Origin of the sequence: Streptococcus troglodytae, from assembly GCF_002355215.1 — a bacterium.
Classification (GTDB): Bacteria; Bacillota; Bacilli; order Lactobacillales; family Streptococcaceae; genus Streptococcus; species Streptococcus troglodytae.
Genome location: NZ_AP014612.1, coordinates 1262843 through 1280802 on the forward strand (window position 1 = coordinate 1262843; position 17960 = coordinate 1280802).

At 38.0% G+C, this 17960-nt stretch carries 13 protein-coding genes and 1 pseudogene; 2 read left to right on the plus strand and 12 right to left on the minus strand.

Annotated elements, in window-relative coordinates; genetic code table 11:
- Positions 1–2: 2 nt before the first annotated feature.
- From SRT_RS06130 to SRT_RS06150, 5 genes are all read right to left on the minus strand, one after another.
- Positions 3–506 (minus strand): phosphatase PAP2 family protein, encoded by a 504-nt coding sequence (locus tag SRT_RS06130; RefSeq protein WP_161940032.1) that lies wholly within the window; start codon positions 504–506, stop codon positions 3–5.
- Between the two features lie 261 nt (positions 507–767).
- Complete coding sequence (locus tag SRT_RS06135) at positions 768–1847, minus strand: serine hydrolase domain-containing protein (protein WP_161940033.1); 1080 nt, start codon at positions 1845–1847, stop codon at positions 768–770.
- Positions 1848–2117: 270 nt separating this feature from the next.
- A complete protein-coding gene (gene galE, locus SRT_RS06140; protein ID WP_128833426.1) occupies positions 2118–3119 on the minus strand; it encodes a UDP-glucose 4-epimerase GalE in 1002 nt (333 codons plus the stop codon).
- Between the two features lie 149 nt (positions 3120–3268).
- On the minus strand, positions 3269–4744 hold the full coding sequence (gene galT / locus SRT_RS06145) for a UDP-glucose--hexose-1-phosphate uridylyltransferase (RefSeq protein ID WP_128833427.1): 1476 nt from the start codon (positions 4742–4744) through the stop codon (positions 3269–3271).
- 4 nt (positions 4745–4748) lie between these two features.
- Complete coding sequence (locus SRT_RS06150) at positions 4749–5921, minus strand: galactokinase (RefSeq protein WP_128833428.1); 1173 nt, start codon at positions 5919–5921, stop codon at positions 4749–4751.
- A 137-nt stretch (positions 5922–6058) separates the two neighbouring features.
- On the opposite strand from SRT_RS06150, the gene SRT_RS06155 reads away from it, so the two are divergent.
- Positions 6059–7057: a LacI family DNA-binding transcriptional regulator gene (locus SRT_RS06155; protein WP_128833429.1), complete on the plus strand. Its 999-nt coding sequence runs from the start codon at positions 6059–6061 to the stop codon at positions 7055–7057.
- Between the two features lie 157 nt (positions 7058–7214).
- Here the strand turns inward: SRT_RS06155 and dexB are convergent, their stop codons facing one another.
- The 7 genes and pseudogenes from dexB to SRT_RS06190 form a co-directional block, all read right to left on the minus strand.
- A complete protein-coding gene (gene dexB, locus SRT_RS06160) occupies positions 7215–8825 on the minus strand; it encodes a glucan 1,6-alpha-glucosidase DexB (protein WP_128833430.1) in 1611 nt (536 codons plus the stop codon).
- Between the two features lie 90 nt (positions 8826–8915).
- A pseudogene (locus SRT_RS06165) lies at positions 8916–10048 on the minus strand (ABC transporter ATP-binding protein).
- Positions 10049–10062: 14 nt separating this feature from the next.
- On the minus strand, positions 10063–11508 hold the full coding sequence (gene gtfA / locus SRT_RS06170; protein WP_128833431.1) for a sucrose phosphorylase: 1446 nt from the start codon (positions 11506–11508) through the stop codon (positions 10063–10065).
- 195 nt (positions 11509–11703) lie between these two features.
- Positions 11704–12519 carry a carbohydrate ABC transporter permease gene (locus tag SRT_RS06175; protein WP_128833432.1) on the minus strand — a complete coding sequence of 272 codons (816 nt, stop codon included), beginning with the start codon at positions 12517–12519 and terminating at the stop codon, positions 11704–11706.
- A 31-nt stretch (positions 12520–12550) separates the two neighbouring features.
- Positions 12551–13423, minus strand: coding sequence for a carbohydrate ABC transporter permease (locus tag SRT_RS06180; RefSeq protein WP_002262873.1), 873 nt, complete (start codon positions 13421–13423; stop codon positions 12551–12553).
- A gap of 12 nt (positions 13424–13435) precedes the next feature.
- The gene (gene msmE / locus SRT_RS06185; RefSeq protein ID WP_128833433.1) at positions 13436–14698 is read right to left on the minus strand and encodes a sugar-binding protein MsmE; all 1263 of its coding nucleotides are present in this window, start codon (positions 14696–14698) and stop codon (positions 13436–13438) included.
- 12 nt (positions 14699–14710) lie between these two features.
- Complete coding sequence (locus SRT_RS06190) at positions 14711–16873, minus strand: alpha-galactosidase (RefSeq protein ID WP_128833434.1); 2163 nt, start codon at positions 16871–16873, stop codon at positions 14711–14713.
- A 107-nt stretch (positions 16874–16980) separates the two neighbouring features.
- Between SRT_RS06190 and SRT_RS06195 the strand changes: the two genes are divergently transcribed.
- Complete coding sequence (locus SRT_RS06195) at positions 16981–17817, plus strand: AraC family transcriptional regulator (RefSeq protein ID WP_128833435.1); 837 nt, start codon at positions 16981–16983, stop codon at positions 17815–17817.
- Positions 17818–17960 lie beyond the last annotated feature (143 nt).

Here is a 17960-nt window from a genome sequence, read left to right on the forward strand (position 1 = left end):
ACTTAAACCCAAAACAACAGGCTTCCCGCTAGAAGACCGATAAGATAGCCTATAATAACATCTTTGGGATAATGAACACCGCCTAGAACGCGGCAGCAGGCCAGCAAAGCAGATAAAATCAATAACATGATTCCGCCCCAAACAGTCACGCGCAAAACACAAACACTAATCACCACTGCCGAAAAAACATGACGGCTGGGCATGGACTGTCCCTTAGCATCCTTTATTATTAATGGACTGATCGTCCACCTTTCATAAGGTCTTGGCTGATTCAGATACTTTCTGACCAATGACAATAAAACAAAGGACAAGCTCGGAACTAAAACAAAAGGCATTAAGGCAGTCCATCTCTTCTGAGTCCAAAAAAGGTAAAGTAAAAGCATCAGATAAATAAAAGGCATTATTCTGGTTATTAAAGAATTGACTGTTTTCACAAAATAAAGCCATTTACTTCTTGTTCTGACTGGCTTTGTCAGTTTCTCATAAAACTCTGCGTAATTTTTCATCTTATCTCTATGTACCTTCTTAAAGCACAAATCTTTCATGGATTTTAAAACTTATTTGTTTTTTGATTGAATCAGTTATAGTTATTATAGCATTTCTAAGCTTGTAAGAGACAAAGCAACTGTCTCTCAAAGTTAAAAAAGGGTGTTTAGATTTTCTGATGGTAAGTGATGAGAAAATAATAGCAATGAAAAGCAAGCAGTTTCAGCTTTGAAACTAATAAAAACAGCACCGCTTTTTAAATGGTGCTGCCCCTTATCTTTTTATTTTGACGTTTCATTTTTCCTCAGCGCATACGAATCTGCATATAATTTAAAGGCTTTAGCTGCTAAGGATTTGACCCGCTTATACTTACCGTTTGTGATAAACAAAACCATGACCTGTTTGGTTTTAGGATTTGAATAAGCAAAACAAGAATAAGTATCAAAGCCGCCACCATTTGCATGCAGCATCTTTTGGCTGATATAGAGGCCGCCATAATAGCTCTTAGAAGTCATTTTCATCGAACGTTGGTATTCGCTGACAGGAACAAATTGGTCGTTAATAAAAGCCATCATAAATTTCCAATAATCCACTGGCCTAGAAGCATAATCACCAGCTCCAAAGGTAGACGTCACTTCTTTTGACAGCTTATCCCAAGTCGTGCTTTGATCCATCACTGACAAGGCAGCTAACTTAGACTTATCTTTTATTTGAATATATTTTTTAAAATGCCAACCCTTACCAGCTGTTAAGAAGTGTTGACGAACATAAGTCGCATAATTTTGACCGCTAATTTGACTGATAATGCCAGCTAGCAAAGCATAATTAATGTTAGCATACTTCCATTTCTTTCGATAGGTGACGCGATAATTGGTCAATGAAAAATCCAATTGCTGCTCTTGAGTTGTCAGTACTTGTTGAGGAACTTCTTTTCGATCTGCCAAACCGCTGGTGTGGGTAAGTAAATTTTGTATCGTGATATTTTCACTATTTTCAACTTGAGGATAATATTTGCTTAAAGGTGTGTTTAAAGACAGTTTTCCTTTATCAATTAATTGTTGGATAGCCACCCCTGTTATCAATTTTTGTAAGGAAGCAAGAGGAAAATAATCATTAATTGAAACAGGACTACCATCTACCTTACTTTGATTTGAAAATACTTGAGCCTTACCATCTGGTCCTGTCACAATCATGATCCCATTTAACTGATTTGTTTTTAAAAATCGCTTTAAAATGAGTGAATCAGGGTTGACAGCAACCGTATTGGAATCAATCCGTTCAGTCTCAATAGATTTATAGAAAACAGCAAAAAATGCGATGAGAAAGACAAGAAATCGCATGCTAAATTTTCTTTCTCTCACAAAATACCCTCCTATTCCTATAAGTACTCTCTATTATACCTCATTTCTGCTTTAATTTCATAAAAAATAAGTATTCAGAATAAATAAAGTCTAGATAGACATTTTTTATAGGCAAGGTTTTTAAAAATTAGATCTCCTTAATGAAGTTATAGCTGTTCCTGTATGATTTAGCCATTTCAATTAAAAGTTGCAAATTCCAAGAACCATTATTTATAAACTTGTTTTCAATTATTCCTATTACTTTTTCAATGCAACTTCTGCCATTAAGACTCAGTCTCTGTCATCATAACCCTTTGGATGGCTGGAATGCCATGCCCAAGCGGAAGCAATGATTTTTTCAATGTCGTCAAATTGCGGTTTCCAGCCAAGCACCTCACGTGCTTTTTCTGAAGATGCAATCAAAGTATCTGGATCTCCCAGACGGCGTTCTGCCTTTTCTGCAGGAATTTTCTGTCCTGTGACCTTGCGAGCGGCTTCTAAAATTTGAAGATTTGAAAATCCTGTTGATGAGCCCAAGTTAAAGGCTGTCGAGGGATTTCCTTGGCGCAGATAGTTAAGAGCAAGCAAGTGAGCATCCGCCAAATCAAAGGGGTGTACATAATCGCGTACATTGGTACCATCTGGCGTATTATAATCATCACCAAAAATCATGATTTTCTCACGCATACCTTGAGCAACCTGCAAAATGATTGGCAGTAGATGTGTTTCAGGACCGTGGTCTTCACCGATTGAGCCATCTGGTTTTGCACCAGCCACATTGAAATAGCGAAGCGGCACAAACTTGATACCATAGGCCCGGTCAGACCATTTCATAATGGTTTCCATCATGAGTTTACTCTCACCGTATGGATTAATCGGACGCTGCGGTGTTGTTTCCTTGATTGGAATCTCATCAGGAATACCATAGGTTGCTGCTGTTGATGAAAAGACAATGTATTTGACACCAAATTCACTCATGACTTCTAGGAGCTTAATCATGCCTGCGGTGTTGTTGTCAAAATACTTGAGGGGCTTTTTCATGGACTCTGCAACCAAAGAATAAGCTGCAAAGTGAATAACGGCATCCACATCAGGATTTTCTCTAAAAACCATACTCATAAATTTTCGGTCTGCTAAATCACCTTGATAAAACTTAGCAGATGGGTGTACCGCTGCACGGTGACCCGTCACCAAACTATCAACGACAACAACCTCTTCCTCACCTTTTTCAATGAGACGGTCAACCATATGTGAACCAATATAACCAGCCCCACCTAAAACTAAAATAGCCATAATTCAGATACCAAGCCCGTAAACGACAGAGCAAAAACAGAAATTTGACGCAGACACCTGCATCTAGAAAGAGTTATCTTTTCTGCACAGTCGTTAGGGCGGGTTCAATCCTAACCAACAAAGCCAGAACCAACCCTTTCCTTTCTTTTTTACTTCACTCCAATACTCTCTACAAACCGCATGAAAGCTGCTTGCCCTTGTCTATTGCGTTTGTAGACGCCTGCGTCTTCCAAGACACGGACAAAGGTTCTCCCAACGGCTTGTTTGACAACTTCTGAAACAGTTGCTGCACTCGTTTCTGGATGACTGGCCTTAATGGCATCAGCCCAGTCTTTGTGGTAATCAGCCATTTCATTATACTGGTTTAACACGTATTTTTCAACTTCTGCCAGCTCATTTTTCAGTCTTGGCGGTAAAATGGCTAAGCCCATAACCTCAATTAGCCCAATATTTTCTTTCTTAATATGCTGCACATCAACATGAGGATGGTAAACTCCGTCAGGATACTCTGCTGTCGTGTGGTTGTCACGTAAAACAATATCCAGCTCAAATTGTCCATCGCGTTTTCGAGCAATCGGTGTCACAGTGTGATGCGGTGTATCACCTGTAAATGCAAGAATGTCCATCGTATCATCAGAATAGTTACGCCAAGCCAGACGAATGATTTCAGCCAATTCCGCCAAGCGAGACTTGTTTGCTCCACGTAGTCTGATAACAGACATTGGCCACTTGACAATACCTGCTGTCACATCTGGAAAGTCTTTGAAGTGAAACACTCTATCCAGCTCTGCTATTTCCATGGGAAAAACGTGACGACCGCCTTGATAATGATTGTGGCTTAAGATAGAACCGCCGACAATTGGCAGGTCAGAGTTGGATCCTGCGAAATAGCCGGGAAAGATGTCTACAATGTCAAGGAGCTGTCTAAAAGTGTCCCAACTAATCACCATAGGTACATGCTCAGTGTTGAAAAAAATGCAGTGCTCATTGAAATAAGCGTAAGGTGAGTATTGGAAGCCCCATTTTTCATCACCTAAGTCCATGCGGATAATACGGTGATTGGCACGAGCAGGATAATTAATTCTACCCTGATAGCCTTCATTTTCCATGCAAAGCTGGCACTTGGGATAACTGGAAGTCTTAGCTAACTTAGCTGCTGCAATAGCTTTAGGATCTTTTTCAGGCTTTGACAAATTAATGGTAATATCAATATTTCCATACTCTGACAGTGTTGAAAAAGCAATATTTTTTGCGACAGCCGCCACTTTAATATAGTCGTTATGCTTACTGAGTTCATAGAAATCTGCGATAGCTCTCTGAGGAGACTTTGCATAAGTATCCCAGAAATCTTTATTGACCTGACTCGGAATTGGCGTGATGAAGTTCATTAACTCCGCTCCCAAGCAATCTTTCTCTTCAACTAAGTCGCCAACTTTACCGTTTGCAAGAGCCAAGTCAACCAATTCATCCTTGAGAGCGATGAGATTGCTTTGTTTTGTATCCTGCTGAGCATTATCTTCACCAACCAAAGCAAGAATCCGATTTCTAAGGTAGATAGCATCCAATTCAGTATAGTCACTGTTTTCAATAATTTTACTAACAAAAGTATCTAGTAATGCTGTCATCGTTTTATTTCCTTGAGAGAACACAGCTACCGCCTGCGATTTCTGCGATATAAAAGGCTGGCGCGTAACCTACTGTTTCAGTGTAAATGCGACCGACATTTTCTTTAAAGGCTGCAACCTTATCTTTGGCAACAATAGCAATGCCGCAGCCGCCAAAACCAGCTCCTGTCATACGAGCACCCAGAACACCTTCTTGTTCCCAAGCGGTATGAGCCAGCGTGTCAAGTTCAAGTCCTGTTACTTCATAGTCGTGTTCTAGAGAAACATGCGAGGCATTGACCAACCGTCCAAATTTCTCCAAATCACCAGCTGCAAGGGCTTTCTTAGCTTTCAGAGTTCTTTGATTTTCAGAAACTGCATGGCGAGCGCGTCTGATACGCTTAGCATCCTTGATGAGATAGGCATATTCGTCAAATGTTTCTTCATCCAATTCACCAAGAGTTTTGATGTCAAGAAGAACATTCAATTCTTCGACTGCTTTTTCACATTCCGTACGGCGCTCATTATATTTAGAGTCAGCAAGTTCACGGCGCTTGTTGGTATTCATAATAACAATGACATTGTCACCAAGGTCAAGCGGTACAAGATCATATTTCAAAGTCTTCGTATCAAGATAAATAGCCTTCTTTTCAGCCCCCATACCAATAGCAAATTGGTCCATGATTCCTGAATTAACACCGATAAAATCATTTTCCGTTCTTTTCCCAGTTTTTACTAAATCAAGACGGTCAAGTTTAAGATCAAACAGCTCTTCAGCCATAATCCCAATCAACAATTCAAGAGATGAAGATGAAGATAGCCCAGAACCATTTGGAATATTTCCAAAAACATAGACATCCATACCATTGTCAATAGAGTGCCCTGCTTCTTGCAAGTATTTGATGACGCCTTTAGGATAATTGGTCCAACTATCCTTCTTGTCAAATATAAGATGATCAAGGCTTATTTCAATAATACCGAGTTCTTCAAAGTTAGCGGAGTAAAAGCGGAGCAATTTATCATCACGTTTACGAGCTGCACCGTAAGTTCCCAAGGTGATTGCTGCTGGAAAGACATGACCGCCATTATAATCGGTATGCTCTCCAATAAGGTTAATACGTCCCGGTGAGAAAAAAGTAGCGTCTGCTTCTCTTCCAAAAACGTGAGTAAAAGCTTGGTTTAATTCTTGTCTTTTCATAAGAATCCTTTCTAACTTCTGATTTTACAAGTCTATTTTATAATCTTAAAAATCTGAGGTCAATATTTTACTAAAATTTACTAAATTTATTTCTTTTCCTTTCTTTTGATATACTGAAATAAGAAAGAAGGGTAATAATGGCTACATTAAAAGACATTGCGAAATTAGCAAAAGTTTCTCAGGCAACGGTTTCCAGAGTATTGAACAAAGATGAAAGCTTATCTGTCAGCCAAAAGACCAAGCATCGTATTTTAACGATTGCTGACGATCTTGGTTATCAGAAACATTTAAAAACCACTAATTCTCCTCAACTTAGACAAAAGATTGCTATTATGCAATGGTACAGTCAACAGGAAGAACTTAACGATCTTTATTACTATTCTATTCGTATCGGTATTGAAAAGCGTGCTCAGGAATTGGACTATGATATTGTCCGTTATTTTGATAACGACATCAGTAAAGTGTCTGCAGATGTCGTCGGTCTCATTGCCATCGGTAAATTCAGTACTTATCAAATTGCAGAGCTGGAAAAATTATCTGATAAACTGGTTTTTGTTGACAGTGACACTCTCAACGCTGGCTATCCTTGCGTAATGACTGACTTTGATAATGCTGTCGTTAAAGTTTTAGATTATTTTTTAGACCATGGCTTAACCAAAATTGGTATGATTGCTGGCGAAGAAAAAACGACAGATGGCAGAGAACTACTCATTGATCAACGGTTTCGCACTTTTCGAAATTATGCCTATGAGCAAAACATCTACAATCCAAACTATATCTTCATTGGAGACTTTTCAGCGCAAACTGGTTATCGTTTGATGAAAAAGGCCATCAAAGAACTCAAAGAAGACTTACCACATGCATTTTTTATTGCTAATGATAGCTTAGCCATTGGAGTGCTTCGTGCTTTACAAGAAGCAAACATTCCTGTCCCCAATCGTGTCAGTCTGATTTCTTTTAATGATACGGCCTTGACTAAACAGGTTTTCCCAGCGCTTTCCAGCGTCACTGTCTATACCAAAGAAATGGGACGTACCGCTGTTGATATCCTCAACAGACAAATCCTTAACCCTGATATTATTCCAAGCATGACCAGATTAGCCACTCAGCTGACATTAAGAGAAAGCAGCGTTTAGTAAACAAGACATATTGATTCAGAATAGAAACATTGACATTGTCAAAACTTCAAACTGTCATAGCAAATCAGAATCGTTTTGTTATTTGATATAAGCATTAAAAACAACAGGCTGTCACCTTTTGAGTGGTATTCAACTGTTGTTTTCTTATTTTATCCTAGCTTATCTTCATACAAAAAGCATCCCAAGGTTGTAGTTTATGATTGGCAAGAGCTGCGCTTTCATTGGTATTGCTAATGAGAGTTTCTTGGTTGTCCACATCAATCTCTAGGGCTTGTTCCTGATCCGAAATATTGACCACTATAAGATACCTTTCCTTTCTTACCTTTCGTAAATAGGCAAATACCTTGTCTGCTGTCTCCAGCAATTCAAAATTTGCATCAATAATCCAGTCACAGTCCTTACGCAGCTGAATAAGCTTTTGATACGTGTAAAAAATAGAATCTGCATTAGCCAATGCTGCTGCTGCATTGATATCTTTATAGTTTGGATTAACTGGCAGCCATGTTTTATTCGCTGTTGAAAATCCAGCATTTTGAGAAGCATCCCATTGCATAGGTGTTCTAGCATTATCACGGCCAATCATACGAATACTGTCCATGATAGTTTCTATAGACTTGCCATCCGTTAAAGCCTCCTTAGCATAATTAAGGGATTCAATATCATCAATTTCATTTAAATCTTTAAAAGGATAATTGATCATCCCAATTTCTTCACCTTGATAAATATAGGGTGTCCCACGCATAAGGTGAAGAAGAATAGCCAGTGCTTTAGCAGATTTTTCACGGTATTTGCCCGTATTTCCCCAGATTGATAAAACACGAGGCAAGTCATGATTATTCCAGAACAACGAATTCCACCCTTGTCCTAATTCCAATTCAGTCTGCCATTTATTAAAGATTGTTTTTAAAGCAGGAACATCAAGTTCTTTCACATAATCCCATTTAGGGGCTTCTGGTTTATGCTGAAGACCAATATGTTCAAATTGGAAAACCATAGAGAGTTCGTGATTGGCTGGATTTGAATATTGCTTTGCAATCTCAGGCGTTGCTCCCCAAGTTTCTCCCACAGTCAACAAGTCATGTTGACCAAAACTAGCGGCATTCATTTCCTTAAGATAATCATGTAATTTTGGGCCATTATTGACAATATGTTGATCAGGAATTTTCCCAATCATATCAATGACATCCATCCGAAAGCCACCAATACCTTTGGCAATCCAAAAATTCATCATCTCATAAATCTTCTGACGCAGCTCTACATTTTCCCAATTAAGATCGGGTTGCTTTTTACTAAAGAAATGTAAATAATACTGACCAGATTTCTCATCATACTGCCAAGCAGAACCACTAAAAATAGATTCCAAATCGTTCGGCTGGTCACGCCAAATATAATAATCGCGCTCAGAACTGTCTGGATGCTCACGCGCTTCAATAAACCAAGCATGTTCATCCGAGGTGTGATTAACCACTAGATCCATAATGATTTTAATGCCTCGTACTTTTGCCTGCGCCAGCAAGTCATCCATGTCTGCCATATTGCCAAAAATGTCAGCAATCGCTTCATAGTTCGCAATATCATAGCCATTGTCATCCATGGGACTATCATAAACTGGAGATAGCCAAATAGCTGTAATTCCTAACTTTTGCAGATAAGCAAGCTTACTAGTGATTCCTTTAAGGTCACCAATCCCGTCACCATTTGCGTCCATAAAAGATTTAGGATAAATTTGATAAATGGTTGCCTTATGCCACCAATGCTTTTGCATGTTATCACCACCTTTAATTTATTATGACGTGTTATTCTATTTCAGTTCTAATCAAGAGAATGAGAAAATCCAAAACAATTTAAGCCGTTTTTATCGAATGGCTGCTTCCGTTTCTGCATCAAAGAAATGCCCCTTGGCAACATTAAAAGTGAGAGAGACCTTTTCACCCGGTTCATGGAAATCTCTAGCATCGACACGTGCTGCAAATTCTGTTTGCCCAAGTTTAAGATAAAGCATGGTTTCACTGCCAAGCAATTCTGAGACAACCACTTCTGCATCAACTGTAGCATCTGGATAAGTTTCCTGAACTAAAAGACTGCTGGAAATATCCTCCGGACGAATACCAAAAATTAATTTCTTATTCTTAAAACCTTTAGACTCAAGCATTTTAAGCTGCCCTTCTGTAACAGCAATTGTTAAACCATCCTTGCTGACCAGATGCCCATCTTTGATAATAACATCAAAGAAGTTCATGGATGGACTGCCGATAAAACCAGCAACAAATTTATTAGCAGGCTGGTTATAAAGTTCTTGAGGAGTTCCTACCTGTTCCACACGGCCAATTGTACCTGAGCCATCCTCATTTTTTGTTGAACTCATAATAACAATACGGTCAGCCAAGGTCATGGCTTCCGTTTGGTCATGGGTAACATAAATGGTCGTTGCGCCGATACGACGATGAAGTTTCGCAATCTCTGCCCGCATAGATACCCGCAATTTAGCATCTAAATTTGATAAGGGTTCATCCATTAAAAAGACCTTGGCATCACGAACAATCGCCCGTCCCATAGCCACACGTTGACGTTGCCCACCTGACAAATCAGCTGGCTTACGTTCTAAAAATTCGGTCAGACCAAGAATTTGCGCAGCCTCTTTGACACGCTTATCAATGGCTTCTTTGGAATACTTACGCAATTTTAGACCAAAAGCCATATTATCATAAACGCTCATATGAGGATAAAGCGCATAGTTTTGGAAAACCATAGCAATGTCCCGATCTTTGGGCGCCTTATCATTGACCACTTCACCGTCAATTTTAAGTTCGCCCTTGGTAATATCCTCCAAACCAGCAACCATCCGAAGGGTTGTTGATTTCCCGCAACCTGAAGGACCAACAAAACGATGAATTCTTTGTTCTTGATATCTAAGTCAAAATCTTCAACAGAGTAATGACTGCTGTTAGGGTATTTTTTATAAATGTGATTTAAATTTAGTTCAACCATAGTCTCTCTCCTAATTATTCAAAACTTATTGTTTGATCATTTTCTGTTACTCTGTATGTCATATCTTGGAGATTAATCTCTGCTTTTGCGACATGACTGCCATCTTTATTTTGACGCTTAATGATAATGGTTGCTTCGTTTGGCATTTCCACTTCAATACGGCCATCCAAATCAAAAGCTGCTGATTGATTGCGGTAAGTAAAGAGATTTAAAAGTGCCTTGACAACCGGTCGCTTCACTTCTTGAGCAATTTCTTCACTACTATAGTAATGACGGTTGATATTGCGCCCTTCTTTAGTGCTTTCCAGTAATTCGAGATCATTCTTGCCAGCTAAAAAGCCAACATAATAAACCTGTGGAATACCGGGAGCAAAAGCTTGTATCAAGCGAGCCAAAAAGTATTTTTGATCATCATCACCCAGTGCAGAATAGTAGGTCGAATTGATTTGATAGATATCCAAGTTATTATATTCAGCAGTTGAATACTTACGCTTAACATTGGCACCGACCTTATAAAGCTCATTAGAAGTATAGGTAATTTCTTCGTCAGTCAGGATATCCTTAACATCAACCACACCAATACCGTCATGTGTATCAAGGGTGGTGAACTGTTTCATCGGACTCATTTTCAACCATTTAGCAAGACGGTCAGCCTTACCCGAATATAGGCTGTAGAGCGTCACCATAGGCAGAGCAAAATCATAAACATAGTAATCATAGTCTGCAATTTTAAATTGAATAGTATAGTGTTCATGAATTTCCGGCAAGATTTCCGCACCCGATACAGCGGCTATATCACGAACTTTATCTAGCAGAGTCCAGATTTCAGGCTCAACAAAGAAATCATTCGTATCTAGTTTTTTAACAGCATAGGCAAAAGCATCCAAACGAATGAGATCACAGCCGTTGGCTGCTAAATTTTCAATGGTAGAGCGAATAAAATCCATCGTCACTTCTTTAGTCACGTCAAGATCAATCTGTTCCTCCCCAAAAGTGTTCCAGAGATGTTCAACACTGCCATCTGCAAATTGGATTTCCTGCTTAGGTGCTCGATCCTTACGCTTATAAATCAGATCCACATCTTCTTGTGTCGGGCGATTTTTAGGCCAAAATTTATCCCAATTTAAAAATAGATCTTTATAAGCACTTGCTTCATGCTTTTCTTGGTAATCTTTATAATATTTAGACTGACGCGAAATATGATTAATCATGAAATCAAACATGAGGTAGTATTTTTCACCCAATTGTTTGACATCATCCCAATCGCCAAAAGCAGAGTCAACTTCATGGTAATCAATCGGTGCAAAGCCGCGATCACCTGTGGAAGGAAAGAATGGCAGCAAATGGACACCGCCAACAGCATCTCCAAAATAATTCTCAATATTTTCATTCAATTCTTTCAAATTTTTACCCAAACTGTCTGCGTAAGTAATCAACATTGTTTTATTTGTAATCGGCATTTTATCTCCTCTAATTAATTTTGATTTATACCAGTTCAACCTAAAAATAACAGCCACATCTTTAGCTCCTGCGACGCGAGCCAGAAGCAATCGATCTTATTGCGGTTGGCGAGCTAGTGGGAAGCTTAGGCAGATCGCCATAGCGGCTGGCGTTAGTTGATGAAGAGCTGCTTAAGCGGCCATTATCTATAGCTCTCACTTCACAGCTCCATTGCTCATGCCAGCAATAATGTGTTTTTGGAAAATAAGATAAACAATTGTGATGGTAATAATACCAACAATATAAGAAGCAAAACTAGGACCGTAATCATTGAAATATTGTCCGCTATAATTGTATTGGAAAAGAGGAAGCGTCCACATACTTGAATCCTTATTAAGAATCAGCAATGGTAACATAAAGTCGTTCCAGAACCAAAGTGCATTAATAATCAGAGTTGTTGCGTGCATTGGTTTTAACATAGGGAAAATGATTTTACGATAAGTTGTCAATTTATCCGCACCATCAATTTCAGCTGCTTCATCTAAACTATCAGGTACACTTAGTTTGATATAACCCACGTAAAGGAAGAGTGTCTGCGGAATAGCATAAGTTAAATACAGAATAATTAATCCCCACATATTAGCCAAGCCTAATTTACTCATCATAACCGTAATAGGAATCATGATAACTTGGAAGGGAACGAAAATTCCCAGAATCAACAGGCTATACATGATATTGAAAGCTTTTCTTCTAGACATGTTACGCGCAATGGAATAAGCCGCTGCAGGGATAAAGAGCATGACCACCAAAACGGATAAAACAGTAATCACCGTTGAATTCCAAAAATAGCCGCCAACACCATCAGCTAACAAACGTTTGTAATTATCCAAAGTGATAGGATTTGGAAAGGCAAAAAAATGATTCATAATATCCTTAGTTTTCTTAAAAGAACTAAAGACAGTAACCATCAGTGGGATCAAAATCAGGATGCCACCAACAGTCAAAAGTACATATTTCCAAAAATAATTTATTTTTCTTCTTTTTTCATAGCATCAGTCTCCTCTAAACTTCAAACTTCTTAGAGAGTTTAATTTGCAGCACAGAAACAATTCCAATGATAATGAATAAAATCAAAGCAATGGCATTAGCATAACCGTACTGATTACTCTTAAAGGCATAGTTATAAACCAAAAGGCCTAATGATGTTGTTGAATTATTTGGACCGCCACCTGTTAAGGCAAAGATTTGATCAAAGGCCGTAAGACCAGCTTTTAAAGCCATGATGAAAACCATGGAAATACTTGGCAGTAAGTAGGGCAACTCGACTGACCAAAAGGTCTGTTTACTGTCAGCACCATCAATAGCTGCTGCTTCGACAATCTCTGATGGAATACTCTGTAATCCTGAAAGGAAAAGAATAATAGGCATAGCAACACCTTGCCACAAAAGAACAAAGATTGAAGCAATAACCGCCCCGTTCGCTGTTCCCAACATACTTGTTTCCAAAAATTTAATTCCCAAAGCACTGCCAACTGCTGGCAAACCATAATTGAAAACCTGTTTAAAAATCAAGGAAACTGTCAAACCAGATAAAACAGCTGGAAAGAAGAACCAAGCTCTGAAAAAAGTTTTTCCTTTGATCTTAGCATTAAGAGCACGTGCAATGATAATACCAAGAACAATTTCACCGACAATCAAGGCCAGAGTCAAAACCAAAGTAAAACCAATAGCCTTCATAAATTTCCCGTCAGTCATCAAAATCTTATAATTATTGATACCAACAAAATCAAAATTATAGGTCAGACCTGTCCAATTAGTAAAGCTATAAAAAGCGCCCTGAAACATAGGAAAATAAAAGAAGACAACTTGTAAAATGAGCGGTACAATTAAAAATGTCCAACCCCAGTATTTATTTAAAACTTTTCTGATAGTCATTCCTTATCCCTCCTAATCAACATCTGCTTTCATTGGATTAAAGAAAGCGTTAAGCCCATCAGCTAAACCTTTAGCATTTTTTGTCATTAGATAATTGGTTGTGGCTGTGAAGAAATCATCTTCACTGTTCCAATGCTGACCTAACCACACATAGTGTTTATCAGTAAAGGCTAATTTAGTTAAAGGTTGCAAAGGTGAATTCTTATCTTCTCTGACTCCTTTTACTGCTACTGGTGAACCATCAACATCATAATATTTCTGCATCGCCTTAGCAGTTGTCATGTATTTAACAAATTTTTCAGCTTCTTTAAGATGCTTTGTTTTAGCTGAAATCGATAGGGCTAAATCTCCGGCTCCAACTGTTATGCCATTTCCAGTTTTTTTGCCCGGAAAAGCAAAGGTTCCAATTTCAAATTTGGGATCTTGTTGTTTAATAGCTGGCAAGGCCCACGAACCGTTAGGTGTCATAAGAGCTTTTCCATTAGCAAATGCCACAAGAGCATCATTATAAGAAGCGCCTTTCCAATTTTTCTGCTGATTGCCATCATCTGCTAAAAGATTGAGCCGGATCATATCTTCTTTTAAGATTTTATCACTAGGTTTAATCGAATTTGGCTTTGAAAAGCGAAGATATTTATTAGCGGCATTAGCACTGCCAGTGACTGAAATCAAGGATAACTGATGATAACCATTCAAGGTCCAACCTTCTGTTCCCGCTAAAGCAAACGGCGTTTCCTTTTTTGCCTTGATTTCTTCAACCAATCTAACAAACTCATCCCAAGTTTCAGGAACCTTCAAACCTAATGCTTTAAATTTGGTTTTGTTATAATAAATTCCTGAAACATTAGCTGTTAACGGGACACTATAAACCTTTTGATTAACTTTATATTCGTTAGCGTAATGATTCTTTAAATGGTTAAGATAGGCTTTACCCGTCATATCATAAAAATAGCCTGCTTTGGCCCATTCTTGGAAGTCCATATTTTGAGGATAAATATTGATGACATCGGGTACATCTCCTGATAAGATACGTGTTTTGAGAACTGTACCAGCATCTGGAACACTAGTCATCTTGACATGAATTTTAGGATTTTCTCTTTCAAAGTCCTTAATTATCTTTTTCAAGGTAGCATCCATTTCTTTTTTCTGGTTAAAATACTCAATTGTTACTTTATCATCCTTTGACTGCGAGGCCTTATTTTTGCTGCATGCAGCTAGTAAGACGCTCGTCAGACCGACAATACCTAGTAATCCAATTTTTTTATACCATTTCATAAGTGTCTCCTTCTACTTTTTAATAAAATAGTATTGTTTACTCAAATAATCACCCTGCGGCATATCAACGGTCAATCCCGCATACATTAACTCTGCACCTGAAAAGATTTGCCCAGTTTCTATAAGAACATAAATGGCATCTGCATCTAGTCCTTTCAACTTTACAGTTGTCTCCATCATCTCTATGGTTGATTGAATACGGACATAGGTAACCAGTACCTGATTGTCATAGGTATATTGCATTGCTACTTCATTGATTCCAATTTCGGGATTAATTAGACGGTAAAGCTTGCCAAATTGTACAACAGACCTTATTTTTTTATAATGTTCAATCTGATTGGCAACAGATCTTTTTTCATTTTTGTTTAAAATTGCTAAGTCCAATTCATAGCCTAGATTTCCCATCATAGCAACATGACCTCGTGTTGTAAGAGGAGTCTGACGGTTCATTTGATGGTTAGGGACCGCTGAAACATGAGCCCCCATAGAAATAGTCGGGTAAAGATAAGAGGAACCATATTGTATCGGCAGTCTTGCAATAGCATCTGTATTATCACTTGACCACACTTGAGGAAAATAACACATCATCCCCAAATCGTTGCGGCCGCCACCTCCTGAACAAGATTCAAACAAGACCTTATCGTGTTTTGTCGTTAAGTAAGAAACAATATCATACAACCCTAGTATATAAGCATGTGACTGCATTTGCGTTTCCAAGTAAGTCCTGCCATTGCCAATATTGGTTATATTGCGATTATAGTCCCATTTTACATAATCAATCGTATTTTCTGTCAGCAGTTTATCAATAACAGTTTTGATGTAAGCAACAACATCGGGATTAGCTAAATTTAAGACCAATTGATTGCGAGAATAAGTATGCTCTCTATTGTCTGTCTGAATAGCCCAATCAGGATGAGCTCTATAAAGTTCGCTGTCAACTGATACCATTTCTGGTTCAAACCAAAGGCCAAACTGTAATCCTCTATCATGAATTTCCTTGATAAAACTATCAAGGGAACCGCCAAGTTTTTCCTCATTAACAAACCAATCGCCAAGTGCTCTATTGTCATCAAAACGATGACCAAACCAACCATCATCAAGCACAAAGAGTTCAATGCCAAGTTTGCTGGCTTCATCTGCCAGCTCCAGCAACTTGCTCCGATTAAAATCAAAATAAGTCGCCTCCCAATTATTAATGAGAATGGGACGTTTCTTATTAGCAAAATTCTTAGGAATAATATGACGTTTAACAAAATCATGACTTTCTTGTGTCAGATCCGTCAATCCCTTATCAGTGTAGGTTATCAAAGCTACAGGTGTCTCAAAACTCTGATTAGCCTGCAGTTCCCATGAAAAATTATCATCATTTAATCCGATACCTAAGCGAACCTCGTTTAATTGATTTTTTTGAACAAAAGCTTGAAAATTTCCACTATAGATTAATTGTAAAGCCAGAGCCTCCCCATAATATTCATTGCTGTCATGATTTGTTAAAATTAAAGAGGGGGTTTGGGCATGTCCTGAAGCTCCTCGATTAGAACTTATCTTAAACAAGCCTTGTTCAACTTGATGTCGTCGGACTGTCTTCTCGCGAGCATAAGCTCCTTGAAAAGTTATCACATCATAATGGCTGGCAGGTAAATCAAACATTGTTGATAAAGCACGATGAAGAATAACAGGCTTATCAGATAAATTTTCAAATTTGATAAAGGTTGAAATGGTGGCATTATCATCATAAGCCGTATAATACAAAGTCATGCGCAGTTTTGCTAAATCATCTTCTAAGATAAGAGCTAAGCTTTGAGCACTCTCACCACCATGTGGATTGGGCAAACCTCTTGCCTCGATTCCCCCTTTAATGATTTTAGCTTTCTTAAATTTAAACCGTGTTAAATCATTATTATCATGTTGAAGGATTAGTGAAGGCACTCTAAAATCACCAAAACCATGAACACCAAATAGTTGTCTTTGTGTATCATAACTATAGTTTCTATTGTCCGCCACTGGATTAGCCGAAAAGGCATGATCTTTTTCAAAAACGGTATTGGAAAAATGATAGGCTTCAATTTTTTTACCTAGGTGTTTTAAAAGCAAATCACCATCTCTTTCTTCAATGATTAACGATGAATCTTTGGTGTGTATATAAAAAAGATTATTTTTAATAACAATACCCATTTGTTCTCCTTTCATATTACCTTTATTATACATTTTGCAACCGCTTTAAAAAATAGGTATTTGTTGCTAAAATATGGTAAAATGTTTCCTAAAGAAAGGTAAAGGAAATGAATATTCTAAATATCTATAATGAATTTGACATTAATAATTTCGATTTAAGCGTTGATCACTACGGTTCAGAAAAATGTGACAGAGGCTACTCCTTTGGTCCAACTATTCGAGATAATTACGTCATTCATTTCATCCTTGAAGGTAAAGGAAAATTTACCATAAATCAACACACCCTTGACTTAGCGGCAGGTGATATCTTCCTTCTCCCCAAAGATATCTCAACCTTTTATCAAGCAGATTTCCAAACGCCCTGGAGCTATATCTGGATTGGCTTTAGCGGCTCAAAAGCCGAAAGTATTCTTAAGCAGTCAAGCCTTTTTAAACATTTTTATTGTCATTCTAGCCGCAGCTCCAAGCTCTTCTCACACATGATGACCATTATTCAATTTGCCAACACCCCCTTAACCTCTGTTAATGAATTACTGATGGTAGGTGAACTTTATAAGCTTTTAGCTGCCCTCATTGAAGAATTTCCTCTATCTCATTTAGAAGAGAGTAATAGTTCAACAAAAGCTTATGTTAACCAAGTGAAAAAAATAATACATTCGCAGTATGGTAGTTCCCTTCGAGTGAATGATATTGCTAAAAAGCTGAGTCTTAGTCGAAGTTATCTCTATAAAATTTTTAGAAAAAGTACAAATCTTTCCATAAAAGAGTATATACTTCAAGTCAGAATGGAAAGAAGTCAGTATTTGCTTGAAAATCCCAAATTAAGTATTGCTGAAATATCCAATTCTGTTGGTTTTAGCGATTCACTTGCTTTTAGTAAAGCTTTTAAAAAGTATTTTGGAAAAAGTCCCAGTAAATTTAGAAAAGAAGGCCAAAATAATTAAGCAAATGAGTCTTGCACAACTATTGGTCTTCTTTACTAGAAAGGAACAAATTTGCAAACATTTGCGATACCAATTTATTGTAGCACTATTTTCAATTTTGTAAAGCGCTTTCCTATACTAATAAAGCCATTCTGTTTACTTTT